Below are 25,940 nucleotides of genomic sequence, written 5' to 3'. Positions count from 1 at the left end.
GTGGAGTGGGCGGACCACAGCGAGGGAGGCAACCGTGGTGACTGTCCACACGCGACAGATGACGGGCGTGGCGTTCGCCCGCGGCCCGGTACTGGCGATCGCGGGCCTCGCCGGGCTCGCGCTGCTCCTGACCAGCGGGCGCTACGCCGGCGGGTTCGACGAGCTCTACTTCCTGGTGGCCGGTCGAGATCACCTGAGCTGGGGGTATTTCGACCAGCCACCCCTCATCCCGGCGCTGGCGGCGGCGATGGACCGGCTCGCGCCGGGCTCGCTGGTCGTGCTGCGCCTGCCGATGACGCTCGCCGCGGCCGCCGGGGTGGTCGTCACGGCGCTGATCGCGCGGGAGTTCGGCGGCGGCCGCGGCGCCCAGGCGATGGCGGCGGCCTGCTACGCGGCGTCCGGCATCGTCGTCGTCAGTCACTGGATCGGGACCTACGTGCTGGACCCGTTCCTGTGGACGGTCGTGGCCTGGCTGCTCGTCCGCTGGACCCGCACCCGCCGCGACGGCCTGCTCGTCTGGGCCGGCGTCGTCACGGCGGTGTCGCTGGAGACGAAGTTCCTGATCCCGGCCCTGTGGGCGGCGGTGCTGCTCGCCGCGCTGGTGTTCGGGCCGAGGGACCTGCTCCGGCGCCCGAAACTCTGGCTGGGCGCGGCGATCGCCGTCGTGGTCACGGTGCCGACGCTGCTCTGGCAGGCCGCACACGGCTGGCCCTACACCCACATGAGTGAAGTCGTCGCCGCGGAGTTCCCGGGTTACGGCCCGTGGGTGCGCGACGGACTGCTCGGCGCCGGGATCGGGGTCGGTGTGGTGGCCCTGCTCTACGGCGTCTGGCGGCTGCTGCGGTCGGCGCAGCTGCGGCCGTACCGCTACCTCGGCGTCGCCCTGATCCTCGTGGCGCTGGCCGTGGTCGCGACGCAGGGGCGGTCCTATTACCTGATGGGCTGCTACGCCGTGCCGTTCGCGGCGGCGGCCACCGAGCTGACCCGGCGGAACCTCGTGGGCTGGTGGAAAGCCGTCGCGTGGCCGGCGTTCGTGCTCTCGGCGGTGGTCACGCTCGTCGCGCTGCCGGTGTGGCCGGCCTCGGCGCGGACGTCGTTCGGGCCGTTCTCGCTCGGCAGCGCGTTCGCGCAGGGGGAGCTGCCGCAGCAGGACCTGGCCGAGGTGATCGGTCAGACGTACGCGTCGCTCCCGCCCGAGGTCCGCGCGCGGACCGCGGTCTACGCCGAGATCTACCCGTTCGCGGCCGTGACCGAGTTCTACGGGGCGCCGTACGGCATCCGCACCGTCTACAGTGGACACCGGGCGTACTGGTACTTCGGGCCACCGCCGGAATCGGCCGACGCGGTGCTGTTCGCCGGGTTCGACCCGGGGCTGCTGCGGCCCTACTTCGCGCACGAGACCCAGGTCGTCGACGGGCTGGTGTGGGACTACGACGGCCGGACGGCACCCTGGTCGCGGATCTGGCCCGCCCTGAAGCGGCAATGAGAGGAACACGATGAGCGCTCTGTCCCTGCCCGCGCAGGCCTACCTGCTGGCGTGCGACACCGGCCGCGACCGGCTACCGGACCGCCAGCGCGTCGCGCTGCTGGTGCGCGCGGCGGCGTTGACGGACCTGGTCCAGCGCGGGCTGGTCGTCGACGGCGACGGGCGGCCCGTGGTCACCGGCGCCGCCGGTACCGGCCACCTGGTGCTCGACGACCTGCTGGGCGACCTCGCCGCGGACCCGCACCGCAAGTGGCGTGCGTGGGTCCGCCGCGATGCCCGCGCGACGCTCCAGTCCCTGGAGACCCAGCTCGACGCGGCGGGCACGATCACGCTGAAGACGTCACACGTGCTGGGGCTGTTCCCGCGCCGCCGCCCGGTGGTCCGCGACCACGCCGAGGCGGCCCGGCTGCACGAGGTGGTGGCGGACGCGCTGCGAAGCGTCGAACCGGCGTCGCGGGTCGACCCGGGCGCGGCGGCCCTGACGTCGCTGGCCGCGGCGGTGGAGCTGGGCACGGTCCTTTCGCGCCGCGACCGCCGGCACCACAAGGCCCGGCTCGCGGAGCTGGAGGACGTCGCGGGCGCCGCGGTTCCCGCGCTGCGCAAGGTGATCCGCGAACTGAAGGCGGCCCGCGCCGCGGCGATCTCGGCGGCCAACTCGGGCGGCAGCGGCGGCTGACGCCGTACCGGGCCGGACGACACGCGTACCCCGACGGACGACACGCGTACGCAGATGGACGACACGGCGAGGCGGGGGAGGTCCTCGCCGTGTCGTCCGCCCAGGTACGCGTGTCGTCCATCCGGGTACGCGTGTCGTCCATCTGGGTTCGGCGGTGGCCGAAGTTTCGGGGACCTAGGTTCGGGGGCATGGACGACTTTCGTGCCCTGCACGTCCCCGGTGCCCCGCTCCTGCTGCCCAACGCCTGGGAGTTCGGCGTCGGCGCCCACCTCGTCGCGCAGGGGTTCCGCGCGCTCGGGACGACCAGCCTCGGCGTGTCCGCGGCGGCGGGGGAGCCGGACGGCGCGCCGTCGACGCGGGACGCGACCGTCGCGCTGGCCGCCCGCCTGGCCCGGCTCGACGCGCTGGTCAGCGTCGACATCGCCGACGGCTTCAGCGCGGACCCGGCCGCCGTCGCCGACCTGGCCGAAGAGCTCGCCGCGGCGGGCGCGGTCGGCGTCAACCTCGAAGACGGCCGCGCCGACGGCTCGCTCGCTCCCGTCGAGGTCCAGGCCGCCCTGGTCACGGCGGTGAAGGAGCGCACACCGCAGTTGTTCGTCAACGCCCGCACGGACACCCACTGGGCGGGCGACCGCTCGGTCGCCGAAGCCGAGACGCGGGCGCGGGCCTACGTCGCGGCGGGCGCGGACGGCGTCTTCGTGCCCGGCCTCGCCGAGCCGGCCGACGTCGAGCGGATCGTCGCCGTCGGCGTCCCGGTCAACCTGCTGTTCCTGCCCGGCAAGGTGACGCTGGCCGGGCTGGCGGAACTGGGCGTCGCCCGGATCAGCCTGGGTTCGCTGCCCTACCGGATGGCGCTGGCCGCGGCGGCCGAGACGGCGCTGGCCGTGCGCGACGGCCGTGACCTTCCCCTCACTCCGCCGTCCTACGCCGACGTCACCGCGTTCCTGTGAGAACCGGATCTGCTTGGCTCGGGACATGCACGCCTTCGGAGCCGACTTCGCCGTCCCGTCCGGGTACCTCAACACGCCGAGCATGGGCATCCCGCCCGCGCCGGTCGCCGCGGCCGTGGCCGGGTCGGTCGAGAACTGGCGGACCGGGGCGAGCCGGCCGGCGGACTTCGACGAGGCCGTCGCGCGGTCGCGGGCCGGGTTCGCCCGGCTGCTCGGGGTCGAACCCGGGCGGGTCGCGATCGGCGCGTCGGCTTCCCAGCTGATCGCCAACGTCGCCGCCGCGCTGCCCGCCGGCACCCGCGTGCTCGCCGCCGAAGGCGACTTCACGAGCGTGACCTTCCCGTTCGCGGCGAACCCGGGCGTCACCGTCACCGAGGTGCCGCTCGACGACCTGGCCGCGCGGGTCGAGGGCCACGACGTCGTCGCGGTGAGCGTCGTCCAGTCCGCCGACGGCCGGATCGCCGACCTCCCCGCGCTGCGGGCCGCGGCCGAGGCCGCCGGCGCGGCGGTGCTGCTCGACGCGACCCAGGCCGCGGGCTGGCTGCCCTTGGACGTCGCCTGGGCCGACTGGGTCGTCGCGGCGGGCTACAAGTGGCTGCTCGCGCCGCGCGGCTGCGCGTGGCTGGCGGTGCGCCCGGACGCGCAGGACCGCACCCGCGCGGTCGCGGCCAACTGGTACGCGGGGGAGGACCCGTGGGCCACCGTCTACGGCCTCCCGCTGCGGCTGGCCGGTGACGCCCGCGCGTTCGACCTCTCGCCGGTCTGGCTGGCCCAGGTGGGCGCGGCGGCCGCGCTGGAATACCTCGGCGGGCTCGACCTCGCGCAGGTCAGGGCCCATGACGTCGGCCTGGCCGACACGCTGCTGGAGAAGCTCGGCCGGCCGCCGCGGGGGAGCGCGATCGTGTCGCTCGAAGCCGACCCCGGGCGGGTCGCCGCGGCCGGGATCGTGTCCGGGTTGCGCAACGGGAAGGTCCGGGTCGGCTTCCACCTCTACAACACCGCTGACGACGTCGAACGCGTCTTACACGCATTCGAGTGAACTCCCGAACGGGCGTGAACTACCGTATGGCGTCGTGGTTGGTGCGCATTTCACCCCAGGCCCGTCCGACACGGCCCCGCTGGGCGCGGTTCCCCCGCAGCCCCGCCCGCCCGTGCCCGGCCCACCGGCGCGTGACACCCGGACCCTGGCACTCAGGGGCGCCGGGCTCGTCGCGATCGCCGTGATCTCGGGACTGCTCTGGTTCCTGATCCGGCACGACTCGACGCCGGACGAGCCGGTGGCGCAGCCGCCGGCCAAGAGCACCGGGCAGTACACGTTCACGCCGGTCGCCGGGCCGGCGCGGTCCACGGACTGCGCCGCGAAGTCCTACGGCAAGACCCAGGACTTCTTCCAGGACAGCCCGTGCCAGTCGCTGGTCCGCGCGCTCTACACGACGGAGTCGGGCGGCGCGAAGGCGCTGGTGTCCGTGGTGCTGGTGGGGATGCCGGACTCGGCGAAGGCGAAGGCCCTCAAGACGCTGACCGAGCAGGACGGCACCGGCAACGTCACCGACCTGGTCAAGGACAAGACGTTCGCCGGCACCGGCACTCCGAGCGTGAGCGGCGCCGACGCGGCGTACGCGTCCCGGGTCGAGGGCACGAACACGACGATCGTGCTGGGCGACTTCTACGACAAGCACAAGGACAAGGCGCTCCTCGACAAGATCGTCAAGGACGCCCTGCGCCTGTCGGGCGACTTCGGCTGACCCGCTTTCGCAAGCCCTGAAGGGCACCCTCAGGGACGTCACGTCCCTGAGGGTGCCCTTCAGGACATCGCGGGGTCAGCTCGCCTGGCCGGGCATGGCGACCGCCGCAGGCTTCTCGCCGGCCTCGGAGCGCCACGGCGTCCCGCGCCGCGAAGCGGCCACCAGCGCGTGCAACGCCGTCGTGCGCAGGCCCGCGTCGTCGGTGTGGTTCACCACCGCCAGCCAGGCCGACGCGCAGTCGGCTTCCGCCGTCGCGACCACCAGCGCGGCCGACGCCGTGTCGGTCACCGGCTTCTTCGGGTTGTAGGCCGGCTCCGGCGCCACCGGGGTCGCCCCGGCGCCCGCGAGCATCGTCTGCAGCAGGTCGCGGCGCAGCGCGTGCTCCGCGACGCCGCCCTTTTCGGCCTCCCCGAAGTCGGCCGGGAGGAACGCGCCGACCAGGCCGTACACCCAGACCGCGGCGTGCTCGGCGGCGAGCGCCTGCTGCAGCGGGTCGACGGCCTCCGCGGGGACGGCGCCGCCGGGCGGCCCGGCCGCGGCCGGGGCGTCCTCGCCCGGGCCCAGCGCCGGGTTGATGCGCTGCAGCGCGGCGCAGCCCGCGGCGATCGCCGCGACCATGCCGGCGCGGTAGCGCGGCAGCCCGGGGACGAGGTCCTCGGCCTGCTTGCGCGCGGTGGCCAGCCGCTCCTTCAGGTCGCTCAGCGCCGCCGGGGCCGGCGGCGAGGCGGACGTCGGGGGTTTCGGCCGGTTCAGCCGGTCCACTTCGGACTTCAGCGCGGCCGCGTGCGCCGCGCGCGCGTCGGCGAGCTGGCCGGCGGTGTCGGCGTCCTTGCCCTTGGCCAGCGCGCGCGCCGCCGCGGCGTCCGCGTCGGCGGCGGCCAGGAGCGGCTGCAGCGGGTCGGGGCTTTCGTCGTAGCCGGGCCCGCAGGCGGCCAGCGGCACGGCCAGTGCGGCCACCGCCCCGAAGCGGAGGGCGGCACGGCGGGTCAGCTCGGTCGGTCTTCCGGTCACGTCGGCCCATCCTGCCAGGCCCCGGGGCGGCCCCGCCGCTCGCGCGTGCCGGAAGGGCGACCGGATAAGCTGGTCCACCACCGACCCGGTGAGGCTTGTCCGGACGTCGCCCGGCGCAAGGTGCCTGCCAGCAGGCAGGCTGCAGCTCCGCAGCGCCGAGCCGGCCGGAACAGGCCTCGAACGCCAACTTGATCCCGACCGAGGAGAGCCCCACGTGCCAGGAGAACTCGCCAGCCGGCTTCAGCCGATAGTGGCCGAAGCCGTCACCGCCGCGGGTTTCGACCTCGATTCGTTCGAGGTCCAGCAGGCCGGCCGGCGGCAGCTGGTCAAGGTCGTCGTCGACTCCGACGACGGCATCGGGCTGGACGAGGTCGCCGAGGTCAGCCGCAAGGTCGCGGCGGCGCTCGACGAAAACGAGCACGTGCTCGCGAGCGCGTACACGCTGGAGGTCACCTCGCCGGGCATCGAGCGCCCGCTGACCCAGCAGCGGCACTGGCGGCGCGCGCGGTTCCGCCTGGTCAAGGTCACCCCGGTCGAAGGTGACGCCTTCATGGGCCGGGTCGGTCACGCGGGCGCGGACGCCGCCCGCCTCCTCGTCGGCGGCGAGCTCCGCGACGTCCGCTACGCCCAGGTGGCGAAGGCGGTCGTCGAGATCGAGTTCAAGCAGCCGCCGGCCGAGGATCTGAAACTGCTCGACGACGACGCGTCCGGCCTGGCCGGCGCCGGTCAGGCCGAGACCGAGAAAACGGAGAAGGGGTCGAAGTGAACGTCGACATCGCCGCGCTGAGGGCGATCGAACGGGACAAGGACATCCCCTTCGAAACGGTGATCGAGGCCATCGAGACGGCCTTGCTCACCGCGTACAAGCACACCGAAGGGCACCAGCCGCACGCCCGCATCGACATCGACCGCAAGACCGGCCTGGTGCGCGTGCTCGCGCGCACGCTGACCCACGACGGCGAGACCGACGAGGAGTGGGACGACACCCCCGAGGGGTTCGGCCGGATCGCCGCCACCACCGCGCGCCAGGTCATCCTGCAGCGGCTGCGCGACGCCGAGCACGAGAAGACCTTCGGCGAGTTCTCCACCAAGGAGGGCGAGATCGTCGCCGGCGTCATCCAACGCGACGCCCGCGCCAACGCCCGCGGCATGGTCGTGGTCCAGGTGGGCGACACCGAGGGCGTGCTGCCGTCGGCGGAGCAGGTGGCCGGGGAGTCCTACGAGCACGGCAGCCGGATCAAGGCGTACGTGGTCACCGTGTCGCGCGGCAACCGCGGCCCGCAGATCATGCTCTCGCGCTCGCACCCCAACCTCGTGCGCAAGCTGTTCGCGCTGGAGGTGCCGGAGATCGCCGACGGGACGGTCGAGATCGCCGCCGTCGCGCGCGAGCCGGGACACCGCACGAAGATCGCGGTGAAGTCCACCGTGGCGGGCGTGAACGCCAAGGGCGCCTGCATCGGCCCGGTCGGCTCGCGCGTGCGCAACGTGATGAGCGAGCTGGCCGGCGAGAAGATCGACATCATCGACTACTCGGAGGACCCGGCCCGGTTCGTGGGGAATGCCCTGTCCCCGGCGAAGGTTGTTTCCGTACGGGTCGTCGACGAGCGGGGCAAGACCGCGCGCGTCGTGGTGCCGGACTTCCAGCTGTCGCTGGCGATCGGCAAGGAGGGCCAGAACGCCCGCCTCGCCGCCCGTCTGACCGGCTGGCGGATCGACATCCGCAGCGACGCCGCGCCGGTGGACGACGAGGGTGATCAAGACCACGCCGGTCCGACGCGGCCCGCCGCGACAACCGGTTCGGCTGAGTGAAGGTCGAAGCGGTAGACTCTGGAGTGGTTCGAAGCCCGCGGCGGGTAGCCGAGCACCAGCCCCACCGAGAATCCCCGGTGCGGACTTGTGTCGGCTGCAAGCGGCGGGCCTTGATCGGTGAGCTGCTGCGCGTGGTCGCGGTGGTCGGACGGGTGGTCGTCGACGGACGTCGTCGGCTCCCGGGCCGGGGGGCTTGGTTGCACCCCGACCCGGACTGTCTGGCCAAGGCCGAACGGCGGCGGGCTTTCCCGAGGGCCTTGCGGGCTCCGGGAGCGCTCGACGTCCGCGAAGTCCGCGAGTACGTAGCGCACGCCACGCATCACGGAGCCGGGACGTCCCCGGCTCCGCGAGGAACGAAGGAAGCAGGTCGACCCGTCATGAGTCAGCCGTGAAGCTGAAGCCATGAACGCGAGACAATAAGGACGAGGTCAGCGGGTCCCCCGCCTGGCCTCCCCTAGATGAGGAGAGCTGTGCCAGGCAAGGCCCGCGTACACGAGCTCGCTAAGGAGCTCGGCATCACCAGCAAGGACGTGCTCGCCAAGTTGAAGGAACAGGGCGAATTCGTCAAATCCGCGTCGTCCACGGTCGAGGCGCCCGTCGCCCGCCGCCTGCGCGACGCGTACGCCCCCAAGGGCGCCAAGAAGCCCGCACCGACCCCCGGTCCGTCGGCGCGCCCGGGACCCCCGGCCGCCAAGCCGGGCGCTCCCGCGCCCAAGCCGGCGACGCCCGCTCCCCAGCAGCAGGTCCCGGTGGTGAAGGCCGCCCCCGCGGCGGCCCCGCAGCAGCAGGCTCCGGCTTCGAAGCCGGCCGCCGCACCGGGCGGCCGTCCGGCCGGTCCCGGCCCGCGGCCCGGCCCGCGCCAGCAGCCGGCGGCGCCCGCTCCCCAGGAGCAGGTCCCGGCGGCGAAGGCCGAGGCGGCTCCGGTCGCACCCCCCAAGCAGGAGACCCCGGCCGCGCCCCCCGCGGGCAACACCGGTTCGGTCGTCCCGCCGAAGCCGCAGGGTCCCAAGCCCGGCGGCCCCAAGCCCGGTCCGCGCACCCCGCGGGTCGGCAACAACCCGTTCGGTGTCGGCTCCGGCGCCCCGCCGCGTCCGCAGGGCCCGCGCCCCGGTGGTGGCGGTCAGGGCGGCGACACGCGCCCGCCGCGTCCCGGTGGTACCGGTGGCGGCGGTGACCGCCCGGCTCCGCGTCCCGGTGGTGGCGCCGGTGGCAACCGGCCGAGCCCGGGCAACATGCCCCCGCGGCCGAACCCCGGCATGATGCCGGGCCGTCCCGCCCGTCCCGCCGGTGGTCCCGGTGGCGGCGCGCGCGGTGGTCCCGGTGGCGGCGCCCGTGGTGGTCCCGGTGGCGGCGCCCGTGGCGGCCCCGGTGGCGGTGGCGGCGGTTTCCGTGGCGGTCCCGGTGGCGGTGGCGGCGGTGGCGGCTTCCGTCCCGGTGGCGCCGGTGGCGGTGCCGGTGGCGGCTTCCGTCCGGGTGGCGGCGGTGCCGGTGGCGGTGCCCCGGCCGGTGGCGGCGGGTTCCGCGGCGGCGGCGGCCGTGGCGGCCCCGGTGGCCGTGGCGGCACGGCGGGTGCCTTCGGGCGTCCGGGTGGTCCCTCGCGCAAGGGTCGCAAGTCGAAGCGGCAGAAGCGCCAGGAGTACATGGACAACATGCAGGCGCCCAGCGTCGGCGGCGTCCGCTTGCCCAAGGGGCAGGGCGAGACGATCCGGCTGCCGCGTGGCGCTTCGCTGACCGACTTCGCCGAGAAGATCGACGCCAACCCGGCTTCGCTGGTGCAGGTGCTCTTCCACCTCGGCGAGATGGTCACCGCGACGCAGTCCGTGTCGGACGACATCCTCGAGCTGCTCGGCGGCGAAATGAACTACCACGTTCAGGTCGTCAGCCCCGAGGAGGAGGACCGCGAGCTGCTCGGGACCTTCGACATCACCTACGGCGACGACGCGGGTGGCGAAGAGGACCTGCAGATCCGGCCGCCGGTCGTGACCATCATGGGTCACGTCGACCACGGTAAGACCCGCCTGCTCGACACGATCCGGAAGACGAAGGTCCGCGAGAGCGAGGCCGGCGGCATCACGCAGCACATCGGTGCGTACCAGATCGAGACCGAGCTCGAGGGCAACCCGCGCCTGATCACCTTCATCGACACCCCGGGCCACGAGGCGTTCACCGCCATGCGTGCCCGTGGTGCCAACTCGACCGACATCGCGGTGATCGTGGTGGCGGCCGACGACGGTGTGATGCCGCAGACGGTCGAGGCGATCAACCACGCGCAGGCCGCCAAGGCCCCGATCGTGGTCGCGATCAACAAGATCGACAAGGAAGGCGCGAACCCGGACAAGATCCGGCAGCAGCTGACCGAGTACAACCTCGTGGCCGAGGAGTACGGCGGCGACACGATGTTCGTCGAGATCTCCGCGCGGCAGAACATCAACATCGACGGGCTGCTCGAGGCGATCCTGCTGACCGCCGACGCCGCTCTGGACCTCCGGGCCAATCCGGACATGGAGGCCCAGGGTGTCGCGATCGAGGCACACCTCGACCGCGGCCGCGGCCCGGTGGCCACCGTCCTAGTCCAGCGCGGCACGCTGCGCGTCGGTGACTCGGTCGTGGCGGGTGACGCCTACGGCCGCGTCCGCCGGATGGTCGACGAGCACAACGTCGACGTCACCGAGGCGCTGCCGTCGCGTCCCGTCCAGGTCATCGGGTTCACCTCGGTGCCGGGTGCGGGCGACACCTTCCTGGTGGTCGACGAGGACCGCGTCGCCCGGCAGATCGCCGAGCGCCGCTCCGCTCGTACTCGCAACGCGCTCAACGCGTCGCGCCGCAAGCGGGTCAGCCTCGAGGACCTCGACTCCGCCTTGAAGGAGACGAACAGCCTCAACCTGATCATCAAGGGTGACAACTCGGGTACCGTCGAGGCCCTCGAAGCCTCGCTGCTGCAGCTGGACGTCGGCGACGACGTCGAGCTGAACGTGGTGCACCGCGGTGTCGGTGGCGTGACCGAGTCGGACATCGACCTGGCGACCGCGTCCGACGCGATCGTCCTCGGGTTCAACGTCCGCGCCCAGGGCAAGGCGACCGAGCGGGCCACCCGCGAGGGCGTCGACGTCCGGTACTACACGGTCATCTACCAGGCGATCGACGAGATCGAGCAGGCTCTGAAGGGCATGCTCAAGCCGGAGTACGAAGAGGTCGAGCTGGGCCGCGCGGAGGTTCGCGAGGTCTTCAAGTCCTCCAAGATCGGCACGATCGCGGGTTGCCTGGTCATGTCCGGCGAGATCCGGCGCAACGCGCGCGCCCGGCTGCTGCGCGACGGCACTGTCGTCGCGGAGAACCTGCCGGTCAGCTCGCTGCGGCGGTTCAAGGACGACGTGGTCGAGGTCCGCGAGGGCTACGAGTGCGGTCTGACGCTCGGTTCGTACGGCGACCTCAAGGTCGGCGACTCGATCGAGACGTACGAGCAGCGCGAGAAGCCGCGAGCGTAAGGCGTTCGGTCCCGGGTGCGTGGGTTCTCCCACGCACCCGGGACTTCGCTTCCCATTCCCTACAACACCACCTCACTTGCCTATGTACGTCGGAGCTCTTGAGCTCGACATCCTGCTCGGCGATGTCCATTCGCTGAAGCAGAAGCGATCCGTGGTCCGGCCGGTGCTGGCCGAGGTGCGCAAGCGCTTCGCCGTGTCGGTGGCCGAAGCCGGTCACACCGACCTGCACCGGCGGACCCTCATCGGGGTGGCCGTGGTCGCCGAAGGTGGCGAGCACGTCCGTGACGTGCTCGACTCGTGCGAGCGGTACGTGGCGAGCAGGCCGGAGTTCGAACTGCTTTCCGCGCACCGCCGGCTGCTCGGCCCAGACGACTGATTTTCTCGAGGAGAAAGACATGGCTGATCCTGCTCGGGCCCGCAAGCTCGCCAAGCGGATCTCGCAGATCGTGGCGTCCGCGATCGAGCACGAGGTCAAGGACTCCCGGCTGGACTACGTGACCGTCACGGACACGAAGGTCACCGGCGACCTCCACGACGCCACGGTGTACTACACGGTGCTCGGCGAGAAACTGGACTCGGTCCCGGACTTCGCCGGTGCCGCCGCCGCGCTCGAATCGGCGCGCGGGATGCTCCGCACGAAGGTCGGGCAGGGCACCGGGGTTCGCTACACACCGACCCTGACGTTCGTGGCCGACACGATCCCCGAAGAGTCGAAGCGCATCGAGGCTTTGCTCGAGAAGGCCCGTGAGGCCGACGCGGAGGTCGCGCGGCGGTCGGCGGGGGCCCAGCACGCGGGCGAACCCGACCCGTACAAGGCGCCCCGCGAAACCGAGGACGACGACGAGCTCGCGGAGGAAGAGACCCGGGGCTGACCCGGTGCTCTTCCCACGGCGGACGACGTCGGGTCCGATCGAAGGCGCCGGGGCTGCCTCGGTGCTCACTCGTCGTGGCCTGCTCGCCGGCAGCGCACTCGCGCTGCTGGCGGGCTGCTCGTCGGCTCCGTCCGGGCCGCCCCCCGGGCCGCCCGCGACGGCACCGCCGACCGGCCCGACGCCCCTGAGCGCGCCCGTCACCGTGCAGCGGATGCGCTCGACGGCCCGCGGCACCGACGTCGATCTGGTCCTCATCACCCCCGAAGGTGTCCCGGCCTCAGGCTTGCCGGTGTGCCTGGCCCTGCACGGCCGCGGCGCCCGCGCCCGGACGTTCCTCGACCTCGGCGTCCCCGAAGCGCTGACCAAGGCCGTCCGCGCGGGCGTCCCGCCGTTCGCGATCGCCGCACCCGACGGTGACCACTACTGGGTGGACGTCGGCGACCAGGACGACCCACAGCGGATGCTGTCCGACGAACTCCCCGTCTGGCTTACCCAGCGCGACCTCAAAGCGCCCGCGGCCGTGTTCGGCATCTCGATGGGCGGCTTCGGCGCCCTCCGCTTCGCCCGCGCCCACCCGGACCTGAAGGCGACGGCCGTGGCGAGCGCCGCTCTGTTCGTGAGCTGGCCGGATGCCCGCGCCCGCAAGGTGTTCGCCGACGAGGCCACCTGGCGCGCGGAGGAGCCGCTGCTGCACCCGGGGGACGTCCGAGGCGCGGACCTGGGCGTCTGGTGCGGGGAGTCGGACCCGTTCCTGGGGGCGGACCGCAAGCTGGTGAAGGCCGTGTCCCCGGCCGTGGCGCGGTTCTCGCCGGGCAAGCACGAAGACGCCTACTGGCGCGGGGTGCTGCCCGACGTGCTCGAGTTCGCCGGCCGGCGGCTCACCCCAGCTGGCTGATGCGGACCATGTTCCCCGCCGGGTCCCGGAACGCGCAGTCGCGGACGCCGTAGGGCTGGTCCATCGGCTCCTGGACGACATCGGCGCCGCTCGCCTGGACCTGGTCGAACGTGCCCGCCAGGTCCGCGGACGCCAGCACGATCGACGCGTAGCTGCCCTTGGCCATCAGCTCGGCGATCGTGCGGCGCTCGTCGTCGGTGAGACCCGGGTCGGCGGCCGGCGGGTGCAGCACGATCGACGTGTGCGGCTGGTCGGGCGGGCCGACCGTGATCCAGCGCATGTCCCCGTACCCGACGTCGTTGCGCACCTCGAAGCCCAGCGCGTCACGGTAGAACGCCAGCGACTTCTCCGGGTCGTCGGCGGGGAGGAACGTGTGCTGGATGATGAGGTTCATGCCGCTCACGATAAGTGGGGGCGAGTGGGCGTCGCTTCTCGATTCCTGATCGGCCGCATGACCTGCTTGGCGAGACAGGTGGGGATCCCCTCGCCGTCGCCCGCCGCCAGGCGCTTGTAGGCGCTCGGAGAGAGGCCGACCAGTTCGGAGAACCGCGTGCTGAACGTCCCGAGCGACGAGCAGCCGACCTCGAAGCAGACCTCGGTGACCGAGAGGTCACCCCGGCGCAGCAGGGTCATCGCCCGCTCGATGCGCCGGGTCATCAGGTAGCTGTAGGGCGACTCGCCGAAGGCGGCGCGGAACTCGCGGCTCAGGTGCCCCGCCGAGAGGTGGACGCCGCGCGCCAGCGCCTCGACGTCCAGCGGCTGCGCGTAGTCCCGGTCGATCCGGTCGCGGACGCGGCGCAGCAGCACGAGTTCGCGCAGGCGCGCGTCTGATCTGCCGGTCACGCGACCAGCATGCCCGCTGGATCTCGTCACCGCAAAGACAGCGCGCCCCGGGCGTCGTGAGTGGTCGGGGCGGTGAGAACCGCCTAACCACTCACGACCGCGGGGCGGCGGGCGAACAGGATCGCTTGGGGAACGTCATCGTCCGGGGCCATCAGCCATTCCGCCTCGATCTCGAACCCCGCGTCGCGCACGAGCGCGCCCACCCGCTCCGGGCGGCGGCGGTGGATGTGCACCTTCATCGGGTGGCCGCCGTAGCCCCGGGTCTTCAGCGTGGACTCGTCGCCGACGTGGTAGCCGATCATCAGCCGGCCGCCCGGGCGCAGCACCCGGTGGAAGTGGCCCAGCACGCCGGGGACCGCGTCGTCCGGGATGTGGATCAGCGACCAGGACGCGAGCACCCCCGCGACGGAGGTGTCCGGCAGCGGCAGGTCCGTCATCGAGCCCACCTCGAACCGGACGCCGGGGTACGCCTCGCGGGCCAGCTCGATCATCGACGGCGAGAGGTCGACGCCGGACGCGTCCAGGCCGAGGGAAGCCAGGTGGGCGGTGAAGTGCCCCGGACCGCAGCCGACGTCCACGACCGGGCCGCCGGCCTGCTCGGCGAACAGCGCGAGCGCCGCCCGCAGGTACGGCTGGGTCGTGACGGCGTCACGCACGATGCCGGCGTAGCTCGACGCCACCGTGTCGTACGACGTGCGGGTGTCCGCGAGCCAGTCGTTCACGGCAACGGGTGGGCGGCCGGGGCCCGCAGGCCGTCGAGGACCAGGGCGAGCCCGCGCCGCCAGTCCGGGGACGCCGTCGCCGCGGCGAACACCACGGCGAGGTCGAGGGTGCGGAAGTCCGGCCGCAGCGCGCCGGCGTCCTGCGCCCGCTTGACGATCCGGTCCATCCGGGAACCGTTGGCGCGCTTGGCTTTTTCGAGTGCTGACGCCGGATCGAACGTCCGTGAGCACACCTCGGTGAAACCGCGGTCGGTCACCTGCATCCGCACCGAGCGCTCGAGGTAGAGCACGAAGCCCTCCCACGGGTCCGCACAGGCGAGGGCCTCGTCGCTGATCGCCTGCGCCTCCTCCAGCGTCGGCAGGAACGCGGCCTCGACGAGGTCGGCGCGGGTCGGGAAGCGGTTGTAGAGGGTGCCGATCGCGACCTCGGCGCGGCGGGCGATCTCGTCCAGCGGGGCGTCGACGCCCTTGGCGCCGAACACCTCCCGCGCAGCCGCCACCAGCGCCTCGCGGTTGCGCCGGGCGTCCGCGCGCAAGGGGCGCTGCTCCACCGTCACGGTCCGGAGTGTAGCCGTCCGGGTTGCTTCCTGATCGGAACCTCACAGAGCCCGTGCGCGGTCGCCACCGGGAGCACAATGGGGGGAGCGGGCTCGGCCCGCGTCGAGGCGGACACACGAGGGAGGCCGGCGCATGCACTCCGACCTCACGCCGTCGGGCCGCACCGGGGTCCTCCTCGTCGGCACCCGCGGGCAGCGGGGGCCCGGGGAGGTGCTGATCAGGATCAGGGGTGGCCTGGAAACCTTCCTGGCCTGGTCCGACACGGAGCTGCCGAGGGGGACGACCGTGCTGGTCGTCGAAACCCGGGGCCGGCGCACGGTCGACGTCGTGGCGTGGGACGTTCCCGAATCCGCGCCGGAAACCACTTCCTAGTGTTCGTCTAAGGACAGTCGATGTTCGGTTATCGCGTGCCGGCCCCCAACGAGGCGATGCTCATTTCGGGCGGCAAGACCAGCAAGGGCGCGTCGCCGTTCCGGGTCGTCACCGGCCACGGCGCGTTTGTCATGCCGGTGTTCCGGAAAGTCCGGTTCCTGACGCTTTCGATGTGCGAAGCCGAAGTGACCGAAGTATGCGTGACGAAACAGGCCATCGCGCTGACCGTGCGGGCGGTGATCGCGTTCAAGGTCGGCAACGACACCGAGAGCATCGTCAACGCCGGTCAGCGGTTCCTCTCCGACCAGGACCAGATGTCCGTGCTGACCGGCCGGATCTTCTCCGGCCACCTGCGCTCGATCATCGGGTCGATGACGGTCGAGGAGATCATCACCGAGCGGCAGAAGCTGGCGACCGAGGTGCTGGACGGCTCGGCGGTGGAAATGGCGAAGATCGGCCTGTCGGTCGACGCCCTGCAGATCCAGTCGATCGACGACATGAAGCTCGGCTACATCGCCGCGATGGCCGCGCCGCACAACGCCGCCATCCAGCGGGACGCGCAGATCGCGCAGGCCGTGGCGAACAAGAAGGCGGCCGAGGCCGAGCAGGAGTCGCAGCGGACGCAGGCGGCGTACGTCCGGCAGACGTCGATCGTGCAGGCGCAGTACCGCGCCGAGGTCGAGGCGGCTCAGGCCGAGGCGTCGCAGGCCGGGCCGCTCGCCCAGGCGAAGGCGCAGCAGGAGGTCATCGACGCGCGGACCGAGCTGGCCCAGCGCGAGGCGGAGCTGCGCCAGCAGCAGTTGGTGGCCGAGGTCATCAAGCCGGCCGACGCGGAGGCCGAGCGGATCCGCATCCTGGCCGTGGCCGACGCCGAGAAGATGCGCGTGCAGGCGGAAGCGGCGGCGTCGAACAACCGCGTCGCGCTCGACCGGATGCTCATCGACCAGCTGCCGCTGATCGTCAAGGAGGCCGGGCGCGGCCTGGCCGGCGCGAACGTCAACATCCTCAACGGCGCCGACGGCCTGGGCGAGATGGCCGCGGGCCTCGTCGGCCAGGGACTGTCCATCCTGGACTCCGTGAAGCGCGGGCTGAGCACGCCGCCCGTTCCCGCACCCGCGGTTTCCCCCGAGAGCAACGGAAAAGCCATCACCGCGAAGCCCGGCGAAGTGACCCAGTCCTGAACTAATACTGAACCGGTAGTGAACCGGTTCCGCGGGCCCGAGCGGCGACGGGCCCGCGGAATCCGGCTCACTTGCGGGGCAGCCCCCGCGGGTTGACCTCCGACGCCGGCAAGGCCTCCGAAGCCAGGTTCCAGCGCTTGAGGACCTCGGCGTACTTCCCGTTCCCGAGCACCGTGCCGAGGGCCTGCTGCAGGGCCTTGACCAGCCCGTTGTCCTTCTTGGTCATCGCCGCGATGTCGGCCTCGATCGTGCCGCCGCCGGACACCGTGCCGACGATCTTCGTCTTGCCCTCCACCGCGACGTGGTAGGCCGACGTCGGGTTGGGCCCGACGTAGGCGTCGATCCGGCCCGACTGCAGCGCCAGGTAGTAGTCCGAGGTCGCCTGGTAGTACTGGAACTTCACCGGGGCCAGCCCGGCGGACTTGTTCTGCTGGTCCCAGCGCAGCAGGATCTGCTCCTGGTTCGTCCCGGCGCCCACGCCGACGGTGAGCCCGGCGATGTCCTTCGCCTCGCGCACCGCGATGTTCTTGTCGCCCCGCACCTCGAACGCGATCGTGTCCTTGCGGTAGGTCGCGAAGTCGTACTTGTCCTTGCGCTCCTCGGTCACCGTGATGTTCGAGAACCCGCTGTCGTACTGGCCGTTGTCGACGGAGAGGAACAGGTTCTCCCACGAGGTGGCCTGCAGGTCGAGCTTCAGGCCGAGGACGTCGGCGACGAGCGACGCGACGTCCGGCTCGACACCGATGACCGTCTTGTCGTCGTCCGCGCGGAACGACAACGGCGGCGTGCCGTTGCCGGTGGTGCCGACGACCAGCGTGCCGCGCGCCCGGATCGCCGCCGGGACGAGCGCGGCGATCGCGTCGACCTTGTCGGCCCGCACGCGGTTCTGGTTGGCGGTGATGTTGACGCCGCCGGGCTGGGCCGCCGGTTCCGTGGCCGCTTCGGGACTACCGCACGCGGTGAGCGCGAAGACCGAGGCGAGCAGGAGGACGCGCAGTTTCGACTTTGTCATCACAGGACTTTCTCCACGAAGGCGCGGGTGCGGGCGTGCTGGGGGTGATCGAGGACGGCTTCGGGCGGGCCCTGTTCGACGACGCGGCCGGCGTCGAGGAACACCACGGTGTCGGCGACTTCGCGGGCGAAGCCCAGTTCGTGGGTGACGACGACCATCGTCGTCCCCGATTTCGCGAGGTCCCGGATGACCGCGAGGACCTCGCCGACGAGTTCGGGGTCCAGCGCCGAGGTCGGCTCGTCGAACAGCAGGACGTCCGGTTCGAGGGCCAGCGCCCGCGCGATCGCGACGCGCTGCTGCTGGCCGCCGGAGAGCCGCCGCGGGTACTCGCCCGCCTTGTCGGCGAGCCCGACCCGGTCCAGCAGTTCGCGGGCGTGGACCTCGGCCTCGCCGCGCGGCCGGCGTTGCGCCGAGATCGGCGCCTCGACGACGTTGTCCAGCACGCTCAGGTGGCCGAACAGGTTGAAGTTCTGGAAGACGAACCCGATCCGGGTGCGCTGCTTGAGGATCTCGCGTTCCTTGAGCTCGTGGAGCCGGTCGCCGGCCCGGCGGTAGCCCATGAGCTCGCCGCCGACGCTGATGAACCCGCGGTCGGCCCGCTCCAGGTGGTTGATCAGCCGCAGCAGCGTCGACTTGCCGGACCCGGACGGTCCCAACAGGACGGTCACCTCGCCGTGGCGCACTTGCAGATCGACGCCGTCGAGCACGGTCAGCGGGCCGAAACTCTTGTGCACGCCCCGGACGTCCACCATGAACTCCGCGCTCATGCCCGCCCCCAGACCGCGCGCAGGCGCTGCAGCGGGGTCCGCGGCAAAGTGCGGAGCGCGCCGCGAGCGTAGTACCGCTCGACGTAGAACTGGGCGACCGAGAGCACCGACGTCAGCGCGAGGTACCAGAAGGTGGCCACCAGCAGCAGCGGGATGACCCGGCCGCTGCGGGTGTAGATGACCTGGACCTGGTAGAACAGCTCCGGCAGTGCCATCACGTAGACCTGCGAGGTGGCTTTCAGCAGGCCGACGATCTCGTTGGCGGCGGTCGGCACGATCGTGCGCATCGCCTGCGGCAGCACGATCCGGCGGAACTGCCGCCCGGCCGGGATGCCGAGCGCCGCGGCGGCCTCGCGCTGGCCGGCGTCCACCGAGAGGAACCCGGCGCGGACGATCTCCGAGGCGTACGCGCCCTGGTGCAGCGCGAGCCCGAGCCCGGCCGCGAGGAACGGCGGGATGAGGCTCATCGTGCCGACCGAGACGAACGACGGCCCGAACGGGACGCCGAAGGAGATCTCGTTGTAGAGGATCGCGAGGTTGTACCAGAACAGCAGCTGGAGAATGAGCGGCACGGACCGGAAGATCCACGTGTAGGTCCAGGCGACCGCGCGCAGCAGCGGATTCCGGGAAATGCGCATGAGCGCGAGCACGGTGCCGAGCAGGAATCCGGCGACCACGCCGAACGCCGTCAGTTCCAGGGTGAGCAGCACGGCGTCGAGGACCGATTTCTGGAACAGGTACTTCGCGAAAGTGGGCCAGTCGAACGCCTTGTTGGTCACCAGCGCGTGGCCCGCCATCGCGACCAGCACCGCGACGACCGCGGCTGCCACCCAGGTCAGCGGGTGCCGCGCGGGCACGATCTTCAGCGACTCCTCGGGCGCCACGAGGGGCGCGGGCCGGGTCCCGACGTCGCTGGTCATCGTGATCCCACGGGCGCGGGAAGCGCTTTCGAGAACCGCAGCCGGGTGGTGGGGACGGCGTCGACGTCGAAGTGCGGCGTGTACCCGGTGGCCAGGTAGAGCGCGCGGGCCTCGGGCTGGTTCGGGCCGGTGGTCAGGTGGATCCGGGTGTACCCGCGGAGCGCGATTTCGGTCTCCAGTTCGGCGACGACCCGCCGGCCGAGCCCCCGGCCGCGGTGCGCGCGGTGCGTCCAGATCCGCTTGAGCTCGGCGGTGTCGTCGTCGTAGCGCTGGAAAGCGCCGCCCGCGACGGCCCGCTGTTCCTGGAGCAGCACCAGCAATCCGCCATGCGGCGGCGCGAAATGCTCCGCCGGGTATTCGCGGAGTTCGAAATGGACGTCGGCGAGCACGCGGTGGTAGCGCGTCGAATATTCACGGGCCAGGTCGGCGAGCAACGGCCGGACCCGCGGATCTGACTGGGCGACCCAGACGGATTCGGGCATGACGACACCTGTTCGGTGAAAGAACGAGGAAGAAAAGCGCCTGCCCTCGCACGGGGACGCTTTCCGTTGACGTCGTCGACTTTAGGAAGCCGGGACGAGCCCGGTCAACGAGCCGCCGCCCGGTTCCAGATCCTGGACGGCCGCTTTCAGGACGCGGGTTCGGCGGCGCTGCCCGGCTTGAGGACCCGGGTCTACACGGGGATTGTCGCCGGCGGCCCTGCTCGGGCATCCGCGCGAGACGGCGACCCTGCCGCCCGCGACCGCGGCGACCGGGCACGGCCGGTGCTCCGGCCTGGCCGAGCAGGTGCTCGCCTACGCGGGCGAGCCCGACCCGGTGGGCGAACTCGTCGTAGGGCCCGCCTTCGCGGACGTGGCGACCGGCCTTCTCCAGGATCGCGACGAGTTCTTCGCGGGGCAGGACGGTGGTGTTCCAGGAGATGCCGAGCGCGCCGCCCGGCTTGAGGACCCGGGTCTACACGGGGATCGTCGCCGGCGGGTTGGCGTCCTGGACGGCCGCTTTCAGGACGTGGGCTTGGCGGCTACGACGAGGTCGCGGAGGATGGCTTGGTCCACCCGGTGGGCGAACTCGTCGTACGGGCCGCCTTCGCGGACGTCGAGGCCGGCCTTCTCCAGGATCGCGACCAGCTCTTCGCGGGGCAGGACGGTGGTGTTCCACGAGATGCCGAGCGCGCCGCCCGGCTTGAGGACCCGGGTCCACACCGGGATCGCCGCCGCCAGCAGGTCGCGCGGGCTGCGCTGCAGGCCCGCTTCGCGATGGCTGCCGTGCTGGACGCCGTACGGGGCGTCCGTGACGATCACGTCGGCGGAGTTCGCACGCAGGACCTCGTCCGTCGTCAGCGTGTCCGCGTTGAAGTACACGAGCTTGCGGGTGTCGCCCGCCTTGTAGTCCTCTTTGGTCATCGCGTACTCGATGTCGAGGCGGCGGCCGAGGCGGGCCTTGTTGCGGCGCAGCACGCCGGACTCCGCCGTGTGCTTCACACGCTTGTTCCGCAGCCACGTCTTGATGAACGCCTCGTACGCCTCGAAGTCCTTGGCGTCGACGTCCAGGCCGGTGGCGTGCAGGCCGTACATGATCGCCTGGTTGAGCGTGGTGCCGCGGCCGCACAGCGGGTCGAGCAGGTACCGCGGCTTGTCCGAGGCGGGGTCCGCGGTGGCCAGCAGCGTCACGTTCAGCAGCAGCTTGGTGAACGACTCGTTGGTCTTGCCCGCGTACTTCTGGATGGTCAGCAGGTCCGAGTCGGCCTTCGCGAGCGGCGTCACCTTCACCGGGCGCAGCACGTCGCCGTCCAGCTCGAACAGCGCGTACAACGACGACAGGTTCGACAGCAGCGCGAGGTCGCGCTCGCCGAGCGGCGCGGAGCTGGTGAAGCGGACGTAGCCGACGCCGCCGAGCTCGACGTCCTCGATCCCGGACAGCTCGGCCGTCAGGGCCGTGCCGAACACCGCCAGCTCGGCGCGCAGCAGCGCGGGGGAGGAGGCGGCGTAGACCCGGTTGGCGGACGGGTGGACCAGGATCACGTACTCGGACATCCCGCAGAGCGTAGCGTGACGCACCGTGACCTCCACTTTGGCGCAGGACATCGAGGCCGCGGCCGCTCTGCTCGCCACGGCGACCGACGTGACGGTGCTCGGGCACGTCCGTCCCGACGCGGACGCCCTGGGCAGCGCGCTCGCGCTCGGCCGGGCCCTGCTCCAGCGGGGCGCGCGGGTGCGCGTCTCCTTCGGCGAGCCCGACGAAGCGCCCGAGACGCTGCGGTGGCTCGACGAGGACGGCCTGCTCACCCACCCGGACGACCTGCCCACGACCGAGGCGCTGCTGGTGTGCGTCGACACACCGGTGCCGAAGCGGCTGGGCCGGCTCGCCGGGCGCGTCGAGCTGGCCGGTGACGTGCTGGTGATCGACCACCACGCGACCAACACGTTCTACGGCACCCAGCACGTCGTCGACGAGAGCGCCGAGGCCAGCGCGATCCTGGTGTTCCGGGTCCTCGACGCGATGGGCGTCGAGCCGGACGAGCCGATCGCGCGCGGGCTCTACGCCGGGATCGTCACCGACACCAGCGGGTTCCGCCGGGCGAGCCCGGAGACGCACCGGATGGCGGCGCGGCTGCTGGAGGCGGGTGTCGACCCCGAGGCGGTGGTGCGGCGGATCGTCGACGAGCGCCCGTTCGCGTGGCTGCCGATGCTGTCGTCGGTGCTGGCCGGCGCCGTGCTCGAGCCGGAAGCCGCGCAGGGCAGGGGTTTTGTGCACGCGGTCGTCGGGATCGACGCCGCGAGCACGGTGCGGGCCGAGGAGGTCGAGTCGGTCGTCGACGTCGTCCGCTCGGTGCGCGAGGCGGCCGTGGCGGCGGTCCTCAAGCAGGACCCGGCGAACCCCGCGCAGTGGCAGATCTCGTTGCGCTCCCTCGGGATCGACGTCTCCGCGGTGGCCGCGGAGTTCGGCGGCGGCGGGCACCGGCAGGCCGCTGGGTGCACCATCCCGGGCACCGCCGAGGAGGTCCTGGCCGGCCTGCGGGCCGCGCTGGAGCGGGCGCCCCTGCTCTAGGACCCCGGTTCCCGCCGGCCGGAACTTGTCGGGGCCGGCGGTTAGAGTCCGGCTCGTGGTGAACGTGGAGGAGAGCGAGCGGGTCCCGGCCAAGCGGGTGCTGGGGCTGGCCGTGCCGGCGCTGGGCGTGCTGGCCGCCGAGCCGTTGTACGTGCTGGTCGACACGGCGGTCGTCGGCCACCTCGACGCGCTGTCGCTGGCCGGGCTCGCGCTCGGCGGGGTCGTGCTGTCGCAGGTGTCGAGCCAGCTGACGTTCCTGTCGTACGGCACGACGTCGCGCACGGCCCGCCTGCACGGCGCCGGCCGCCGGGCCGACGCCGTACGCGAGGGCGTCCAGGCGACGTGGCTGGCGCTGTTCGTCGGGCTCTTCGTGCTGGTCGCCGGGCAGCTGCTGGCCTGGCCGATCGCGCGGGTGCTCTCGGGCAGTGACGAGATCACGAGCGCCGCGGTGTCGTGGCTGCGGATCGCGTTGTTCGGGGCGCCGCTGATCCTGGTCACCATGGCCGGCAACGGCTGGATGCGCGGAGTGCAGGACGCCGTCAAACCGCTGCGGTACGTGCTGGCGGGCAACGGGATCTCGGCCGTGCTGTGCCCGGCGCTCGTCTACTGGGCCGGGCTCGGCCTGGAGGGCTCGGCGATCGCGAACGTCGTCGCGCAGGTGATCTCAGCGTCGCTGTTCTTCGCAGCCCTGGTGCGCGAGAAGGTGGGCCTGCGGCCGGACTTCAAGGTGATGCGCGCCCAGCTCGGCCTCGGCCGCGACCTGGTGCTGCGCAGCCTCGGGTTCCAGGCGTGCTTCGTCTCGGCGGCGGCCGTCGCGGCCCGGACGTCGACCGAGGCGGTCGGCGCGCACCAGGTGGTGCTGCAGCTGTGGGTGTTCCTCTCGCTGATCCTGGACTCGGTCGCGATCGCGGCGCAGTCCCTGGTCGGGGCCGCGCTCGGCGCCGGCTCGGCGCGGCAGGCGCGCGGCGTCGCCACGCAGATCACCAGGTACGGGCTGCTGATGGGGTGCTTCCTGGGGGTGCTGTTCGCGGCGCTGTCGTGGGTGCTGCCGCACGCCTTCACGTCCGACGCGGGGGTGCTGGCCGAGGTCCCGCACGCGTGGTGGTTCTTCGTGGCGCTGCAACCGATCGCGGGTGTGGTCTTCGCCCTGGACGGCGTGCTGCTGGGCGCGGGCGACGCGGCCTTCCTCCGCAACGCGACGCTCGGCAGCGCGGCCCTGGGCTTCCTCCCGCTGATCTGGGCGTCCCTCGGCTTCGGCTGGGGCCTCACGGGCATCTGGACCGGGCTCTCGCTCTTCATGGTCCTGCGCCTGGTGGCGGTCCTGGTCCGCTGGCGCTCGGGAAACTGGGCGGTCACCGGCGCCATCCGCCCCGCCTGACGTGGGAACGGCGCGGCCAGCGGGCCCCGCGCCGCGAGCAGGGCCACCGACCGGTCCGGGTACACCGCGTACCGCTCCCGCTCGACCGCCCGGACGGCGCGTACGCCGGGTACCCGCGGCTCCCGAGCACCGCGGCCGCCGACGGGATCGCCACGATCGACCCCGCCGCCGGACCGGCCGACGTCACCAGGACGTCGCACGGCCCCGCCGCCGACGTCAGCGCTTCGAAGGCCCTCCGATTCGGGAAAGCCGGTGAACCCGTGTGGTGAACGCCACCGGGGTAACGGCTAGGTTTCGCCGTTGCTTAGGCGCTACAAGTAGTGGGGACGGCAGTGAGGGCGTCCCGTACCGCAAGCCCCTGATCACTGGAGGTCCCCGTGCCGCCCGCCACCGGCCGCGCCACCGCCCGGTCCTGGCTCATCTGGCTCGCCGCCGTCACCGTCTACCTCCTCGCGGTGTTCCACCGCACCTCCTTCGGCGTCGCCGGGCTGCAGGCGGCCGAACGCTTCGGCGTCGGCGCGGCCGCGCTCGGCACGTTCACCGTGCTGCAGGTCGGCGTCTACGCCGCGATGCAGATCCCGACCGGCGTCCTGGTCGACCGCTACGGCCCGCGCCGCGTGCTCACCGTCGCCGTGCTGATCCTCGGCGCCGGCCAGCTCCTGCTCGGCGTCGCGCACTCCTACGGCCTCGGCCTGCTCGCCCGCGGTGTGCTCGGCCTCGGCGACGCGCTCACGTTCGTCAGCGTGCTGCGGCTGGTCGCGGCCCATTTCCCGGGCCGCCAGTATGCGCTGCTGACGTCGTTCACCGCGGCCATCGGCTACGTCGGGAACCTCGCCGCCACCGTCCCGCTGTCGCTCGTGCTCGACAGCGCCGGCTGGACGCCCACCTTCCTTGCGGTCGGCGCGCTGACCGTGCTCTACACGCTGGTCGTGACGCTGCGGGTGCGCGACGTCCCGGCCGGTGTCGAGGTGCCGGCCCGCGAAGCCGTCCGCCCGCGCGAGCTCGCGCACCAGGTCGCCGAGGCGTGGCGGACCCCGGGGACGCGCCTGGGGTTCTGGGTCCACTTCAGCACGATGTTCGCGCCGAACGCGCTGACGCTGCTGTGGGGTGTGCCGTGGCTGGTGCAGGGCCAGGGGCAGTCGAAGGCCGCCGCGAGCGCGCTGCTCACGGTGTTCGTCTTCGGCTCGATGGCCGGCGGCCCGCTGCTGGGTGGCCTGATCGGCCGGCACCCGTCGCTGCGGATGCCGCTGGTCGGCGGCTACATCGGCGGCGCCGCGGTGGTGTGGGCGGTGCTGCTGAGCTGGCCCGGCCAGGTGCCGGTGGCGCTGCTGGTGCCCGCGTTCGCCTTCCTCGCGCTCGGCGGCCCGGCGTCGATGATCGGCTTCGCGCTGGCCCGCGACTACAACCCGCTCAGCCGCGTCGGCACCGCGACCGGCGTGGTCAACGTCGGCGGCTTCGTCGCGACGACGATCGCCGCGCTCGCGGTCGGCGTGCTGCTGCAGTGGACCGGCGGGAACTTCCGGTGGTCCCTGCTGACGATCGTCGTGCTCCTGGCGATCGGCACCTCGCGGATGCTCGTGTGGTGGCGCCGCACGCGCACCCACCTGTTCCTCGCCGAGGCCCGCGGCGAGGAACTGCCGGTCCGGATCACCCGCCGCCGCTGGGACGCGGCCCTGCCGGAGACGCCGATCGTCGCCGCCTGACCCGGGGCGTCAGGGCCCGCCCGGCCCCGGGATCTCGGCCTGCATGAGGTGCCGGGCCACGGCGAACCCGCGCCGCTCGTAGGCCGGCACCGCGCGTCTCGACGAATGCACCGTGACCCGCTCGAGCCCGAGGTCCGCGGCCAGGCGGAGGATCCCGTGGATCAGCAGGCCGCCGAGGCCGCTGTCGCGGACTTCCGGCGAGACGTAGACGCTCTGCACGTCGCCGGCGGCCCGGGTGAACGCCGTCGGCGTCGGCACGCGCGCGGTGATCGCGAGGAACGCCATCCCGAGCACCTCGTCTTCGCGCACCACCACCAGGCACCGGTGGGTGGCCGCGTGCTCCCGCGCCCACGCGCCGAACTCCCGCACGAACCGGTCGCGCCCGGCGGCGGGCAGGCCGTCCCGCTCGGCGACCCAGCGCCACCGCAGCCCGGCGACGGCTTCGAACTCGGCCGCCGCGGCGGGCCGGACTTCGATCTTCGCCACGCCTTCATCCTGGCCCTCCGC

Annotated in this window: 28 protein-coding genes; 17 read left to right on the top strand and 11 right to left on the bottom strand. The window is 72.6% G+C overall.

The window, feature by feature from the left end:
• The first annotated feature begins 34 nt into the window (after positions 1 to 34).
• The 5 genes from OHS18_RS16820 (at position 35) to OHS18_RS16800 (ending at position 4,857) form a co-directional block, all read left to right on the top strand.
• Complete coding sequence (locus OHS18_RS16820; RefSeq protein ID WP_328617669.1) at positions 35 to 1,486, top strand: ArnT family glycosyltransferase; 1,452 nt, start codon at positions 35 to 37, stop codon at positions 1,484 to 1,486.
• 10 nt (positions 1,487 to 1,496) lie between these two features.
• The gene (locus tag OHS18_RS16815; RefSeq protein WP_328617668.1) at positions 1,497 to 2,162 is read left to right on the top strand and encodes a GOLPH3/VPS74 family protein; all 666 of its coding nucleotides are present in this window, start codon (positions 1,497 to 1,499) and stop codon (positions 2,160 to 2,162) included.
• A gap of 188 nt (positions 2,163 to 2,350) precedes the next feature.
• Positions 2,351 to 3,112: an isocitrate lyase/PEP mutase family protein gene (locus tag OHS18_RS16810; protein ID WP_328617667.1), complete on the top strand. Its 762-nt coding sequence runs from the start codon at positions 2,351 to 2,353 to the stop codon at positions 3,110 to 3,112.
• A 25-nt stretch (positions 3,113 to 3,137) separates the two neighbouring features.
• Positions 3,138 to 4,151 (top strand): aminotransferase class V-fold PLP-dependent enzyme, encoded by a 1,014-nt coding sequence (locus OHS18_RS16805; protein ID WP_328617666.1) that lies wholly within the window; start codon positions 3,138 to 3,140, stop codon positions 4,149 to 4,151.
• A gap of 112 nt (positions 4,152 to 4,263) precedes the next feature.
• Positions 4,264 to 4,857 carry a hypothetical protein gene (locus OHS18_RS16800; protein ID WP_328458851.1) on the top strand — a complete coding sequence of 198 codons (594 nt, stop codon included), beginning with the start codon at positions 4,264 to 4,266 and terminating at the stop codon, positions 4,855 to 4,857.
• 75 nt (positions 4,858 to 4,932) lie between these two features.
• On the opposite strand, the gene OHS18_RS16795 is transcribed toward OHS18_RS16800, so the two are convergent.
• A complete protein-coding gene (locus OHS18_RS16795) occupies positions 4,933 to 5,868 on the bottom strand; it encodes a ferritin-like domain-containing protein (protein WP_328451545.1) in 936 nt (311 codons plus the stop codon).
• A gap of 214 nt (positions 5,869 to 6,082) precedes the next feature.
• On the opposite strand from OHS18_RS16795, the gene rimP reads away from it, so the two are divergent.
• The 7 genes from rimP to OHS18_RS16760 all read left to right on the top strand — a co-directional run bounded on the left by rimP (position 6,083) and on the right by OHS18_RS16760 (position 12,929).
• Positions 6,083 to 6,634, top strand: coding sequence for a ribosome maturation factor RimP (gene rimP / locus OHS18_RS16790; RefSeq protein WP_328451547.1), 552 nt, complete (start codon positions 6,083 to 6,085; stop codon positions 6,632 to 6,634).
• Positions 6,631 to 7,677 (top strand): transcription termination factor NusA, encoded by a 1,047-nt coding sequence (gene nusA, locus OHS18_RS16785; RefSeq protein WP_328451549.1) that lies wholly within the window; start codon positions 6,631 to 6,633, stop codon positions 7,675 to 7,677. Before rimP ends, nusA begins: the two co-directional genes overlap by 4 nt.
• The gene (locus OHS18_RS16780) at positions 7,674 to 8,069 is read left to right on the top strand and encodes a YlxR family protein (protein WP_328617665.1); all 396 of its coding nucleotides are present in this window, start codon (positions 7,674 to 7,676) and stop codon (positions 8,067 to 8,069) included. Before nusA ends, OHS18_RS16780 begins: the two co-directional genes overlap by 4 nt.
• Before the next feature lie 78 nt (positions 8,070 to 8,147).
• On the top strand, positions 8,148 to 11,162 hold the full coding sequence (gene infB / locus OHS18_RS16775; protein WP_328451551.1) for a translation initiation factor IF-2: 3,015 nt from the start codon (positions 8,148 to 8,150) through the stop codon (positions 11,160 to 11,162).
• Between the two features lie 82 nt (positions 11,163 to 11,244).
• The gene (locus OHS18_RS16770) at positions 11,245 to 11,538 is read left to right on the top strand and encodes a DUF503 domain-containing protein (protein WP_247054723.1); all 294 of its coding nucleotides are present in this window, start codon (positions 11,245 to 11,247) and stop codon (positions 11,536 to 11,538) included.
• Positions 11,539 to 11,557: 19 nt separating this feature from the next.
• On the top strand, positions 11,558 to 12,034 hold the full coding sequence (rbfA, locus tag OHS18_RS16765; RefSeq protein ID WP_328451553.1) for a 30S ribosome-binding factor RbfA: 477 nt from the start codon (positions 11,558 to 11,560) through the stop codon (positions 12,032 to 12,034).
• A gap of 61 nt (positions 12,035 to 12,095) precedes the next feature.
• A complete protein-coding gene (locus tag OHS18_RS16760) occupies positions 12,096 to 12,929 on the top strand; it encodes an alpha/beta hydrolase (protein WP_328617664.1) in 834 nt (277 codons plus the stop codon).
• On the opposite strand, the gene OHS18_RS16755 is transcribed toward OHS18_RS16760, so the two are convergent.
• From OHS18_RS16755 to OHS18_RS16740, 4 genes are all read right to left on the bottom strand, one after another.
• Positions 12,913 to 13,323, bottom strand: a complete 411-nt coding sequence (locus OHS18_RS16755) for a VOC family protein (RefSeq protein WP_328451557.1) — start codon at positions 13,321 to 13,323, stop codon at positions 12,913 to 12,915. The two genes, OHS18_RS16760 and OHS18_RS16755, sit on opposite strands and share 17 nt — an antisense overlap.
• A gap of 5 nt (positions 13,324 to 13,328) precedes the next feature.
• The gene (locus OHS18_RS16750; RefSeq protein WP_328451559.1) at positions 13,329 to 13,772 is read right to left on the bottom strand and encodes a helix-turn-helix transcriptional regulator; all 444 of its coding nucleotides are present in this window, start codon (positions 13,770 to 13,772) and stop codon (positions 13,329 to 13,331) included.
• Between the two features lie 83 nt (positions 13,773 to 13,855).
• The gene (locus OHS18_RS16745) at positions 13,856 to 14,494 is read right to left on the bottom strand and encodes a class I SAM-dependent methyltransferase (RefSeq protein WP_328617663.1); all 639 of its coding nucleotides are present in this window, start codon (positions 14,492 to 14,494) and stop codon (positions 13,856 to 13,858) included.
• On the bottom strand, positions 14,491 to 15,051 hold the full coding sequence (locus OHS18_RS16740; RefSeq protein ID WP_328451563.1) for a TetR/AcrR family transcriptional regulator: 561 nt from the start codon (positions 15,049 to 15,051) through the stop codon (positions 14,491 to 14,493). The genes OHS18_RS16745 and OHS18_RS16740 overlap by 4 nt, the downstream gene beginning before the upstream one ends.
• Positions 15,052 to 15,184: 133 nt before the next feature.
• Here OHS18_RS16740 and OHS18_RS16735 point away from each other — a divergent pair, with 133 nt between their 5' ends.
• A complete protein-coding gene (locus OHS18_RS16735; RefSeq protein ID WP_328451565.1) occupies positions 15,185 to 15,424 on the top strand; it encodes a hypothetical protein in 240 nt (79 codons plus the stop codon).
• Positions 15,425 to 15,444: 20 nt separating this feature from the next.
• Entirely contained in the window at positions 15,445 to 16,605 is a 1,161-nt protein-coding gene (locus tag OHS18_RS16730; RefSeq protein WP_328451567.1) for an SPFH domain-containing protein, read from the top strand.
• A 67-nt stretch (positions 16,606 to 16,672) separates the two neighbouring features.
• Here OHS18_RS16730 and OHS18_RS16725 read toward each other — a convergent pair whose 3' ends face one another.
• The 5 genes from OHS18_RS16725 to OHS18_RS16700 all read right to left on the bottom strand — a co-directional run bounded on the left by OHS18_RS16725 (position 16,673) and on the right by OHS18_RS16700 (position 21,337).
• Complete coding sequence (locus OHS18_RS16725) at positions 16,673 to 17,617, bottom strand: ABC transporter substrate-binding protein (RefSeq protein ID WP_328617662.1); 945 nt, start codon at positions 17,615 to 17,617, stop codon at positions 16,673 to 16,675.
• Entirely contained in the window at positions 17,617 to 18,384 is a 768-nt protein-coding gene (locus OHS18_RS16720; protein WP_328617661.1) for an amino acid ABC transporter ATP-binding protein, read from the bottom strand. The genes OHS18_RS16725 and OHS18_RS16720 overlap by 1 nt, the downstream gene beginning before the upstream one ends.
• Positions 18,381 to 19,304 carry an amino acid ABC transporter permease gene (locus tag OHS18_RS16715; RefSeq protein WP_328617660.1) on the bottom strand — a complete coding sequence of 308 codons (924 nt, stop codon included), beginning with the start codon at positions 19,302 to 19,304 and terminating at the stop codon, positions 18,381 to 18,383. The genes OHS18_RS16720 and OHS18_RS16715 overlap by 4 nt, the downstream gene beginning before the upstream one ends.
• Positions 19,301 to 19,786 carry a GNAT family N-acetyltransferase gene (locus tag OHS18_RS16710; RefSeq protein WP_328617659.1) on the bottom strand — a complete coding sequence of 162 codons (486 nt, stop codon included), beginning with the start codon at positions 19,784 to 19,786 and terminating at the stop codon, positions 19,301 to 19,303. The genes OHS18_RS16715 and OHS18_RS16710 overlap by 4 nt, the downstream gene beginning before the upstream one ends.
• Before the next feature lie 519 nt (positions 19,787 to 20,305).
• On the bottom strand, positions 20,306 to 21,337 hold the full coding sequence (locus OHS18_RS16700; RefSeq protein WP_328617658.1) for a TRM11 family SAM-dependent methyltransferase: 1,032 nt from the start codon (positions 21,335 to 21,337) through the stop codon (positions 20,306 to 20,308).
• Between the two features lie 25 nt (positions 21,338 to 21,362).
• On the opposite strand from OHS18_RS16700, the gene OHS18_RS16695 reads away from it, so the two are divergent.
• The 3 genes from OHS18_RS16695 to OHS18_RS16685 all read left to right on the top strand — a co-directional run bounded on the left by OHS18_RS16695 (position 21,363) and on the right by OHS18_RS16685 (position 25,433).
• On the top strand, positions 21,363 to 22,352 hold the full coding sequence (locus OHS18_RS16695; RefSeq protein ID WP_328451575.1) for a DHH family phosphoesterase: 990 nt from the start codon (positions 21,363 to 21,365) through the stop codon (positions 22,350 to 22,352).
• A 58-nt stretch (positions 22,353 to 22,410) separates the two neighbouring features.
• Entirely contained in the window at positions 22,411 to 23,730 is a 1,320-nt protein-coding gene (locus OHS18_RS16690) for an MATE family efflux transporter (protein ID WP_328618535.1), read from the top strand.
• Positions 23,731 to 24,107: 377 nt separating this feature from the next.
• Positions 24,108 to 25,433: an MFS transporter gene (locus OHS18_RS16685; RefSeq protein ID WP_328617657.1), complete on the top strand. Its 1,326-nt coding sequence runs from the start codon at positions 24,108 to 24,110 to the stop codon at positions 25,431 to 25,433.
• A 9-nt stretch (positions 25,434 to 25,442) separates the two neighbouring features.
• Here OHS18_RS16685 and OHS18_RS16680 read toward each other — a convergent pair whose 3' ends face one another.
• On the bottom strand, positions 25,443 to 25,919 hold the full coding sequence (locus OHS18_RS16680) for a GNAT family N-acetyltransferase (RefSeq protein ID WP_328451579.1): 477 nt from the start codon (positions 25,917 to 25,919) through the stop codon (positions 25,443 to 25,445).
• Positions 25,920 to 25,940 lie beyond the last annotated feature (21 nt).

This window comes from Amycolatopsis sp. NBC_00355, assembly GCF_036104975.1.
GTDB lineage: Bacteria > Actinomycetota > Actinomycetes > Mycobacteriales > Pseudonocardiaceae > Amycolatopsis.
This window is presented reverse-complemented; position numbering and strand designations above follow the sequence as displayed.

Excerpts from the sequence above, each read along its gene's own strand:
- OHS18_RS16815 (WP_328617668.1), top strand. The coding sequence starts at position 1,497 with ATGAGCGCTCTGTCCCTGCCCGCGCAGGCCTACCTGCTGGCGTGCGAC.
- OHS18_RS16810 (WP_328617667.1), top strand. The coding sequence starts at position 2,351 with ATGGACGACTTTCGTGCCCTGCACGTCCCCGGTGCCCCGCTCCTGCTG.
- OHS18_RS16805 (WP_328617666.1), top strand. The coding sequence starts at position 3,138 with ATGCACGCCTTCGGAGCCGACTTCGCCGTCCCGTCCGGGTACCTCAAC.
- OHS18_RS16770 (WP_247054723.1), top strand. The coding sequence starts at position 11,245 with ATGTACGTCGGAGCTCTTGAGCTCGACATCCTGCTCGGCGATGTCCAT.
- rbfA (WP_328451553.1), top strand. The coding sequence starts at position 11,558 with ATGGCTGATCCTGCTCGGGCCCGCAAGCTCGCCAAGCGGATCTCGCAG.
- OHS18_RS16755 (WP_328451557.1), bottom strand. The coding sequence starts at position 13,323 with ATGAACCTCATCATCCAGCACACGTTCCTCCCCGCCGACGACCCGGAG.
- OHS18_RS16735 (WP_328451565.1), top strand. The coding sequence starts at position 15,185 with ATGCACTCCGACCTCACGCCGTCGGGCCGCACCGGGGTCCTCCTCGTC.
- OHS18_RS16730 (WP_328451567.1), top strand. The coding sequence starts at position 15,445 with ATGTTCGGTTATCGCGTGCCGGCCCCCAACGAGGCGATGCTCATTTCG.
- OHS18_RS16725 (WP_328617662.1), bottom strand. The coding sequence starts at position 17,617 with ATGACAAAGTCGAAACTGCGCGTCCTCCTGCTCGCCTCGGTCTTCGCG.
- OHS18_RS16720 (WP_328617661.1), bottom strand. The coding sequence starts at position 18,384 with ATGAGCGCGGAGTTCATGGTGGACGTCCGGGGCGTGCACAAGAGTTTC.
- OHS18_RS16715 (WP_328617660.1), bottom strand. The coding sequence starts at position 19,304 with ATGACCAGCGACGTCGGGACCCGGCCCGCGCCCCTCGTGGCGCCCGAG.
- OHS18_RS16710 (WP_328617659.1), bottom strand. The coding sequence starts at position 19,786 with ATGCCCGAATCCGTCTGGGTCGCCCAGTCAGATCCGCGGGTCCGGCCG.
- OHS18_RS16700 (WP_328617658.1), bottom strand. The coding sequence starts at position 21,337 with ATGTCCGAGTACGTGATCCTGGTCCACCCGTCCGCCAACCGGGTCTAC.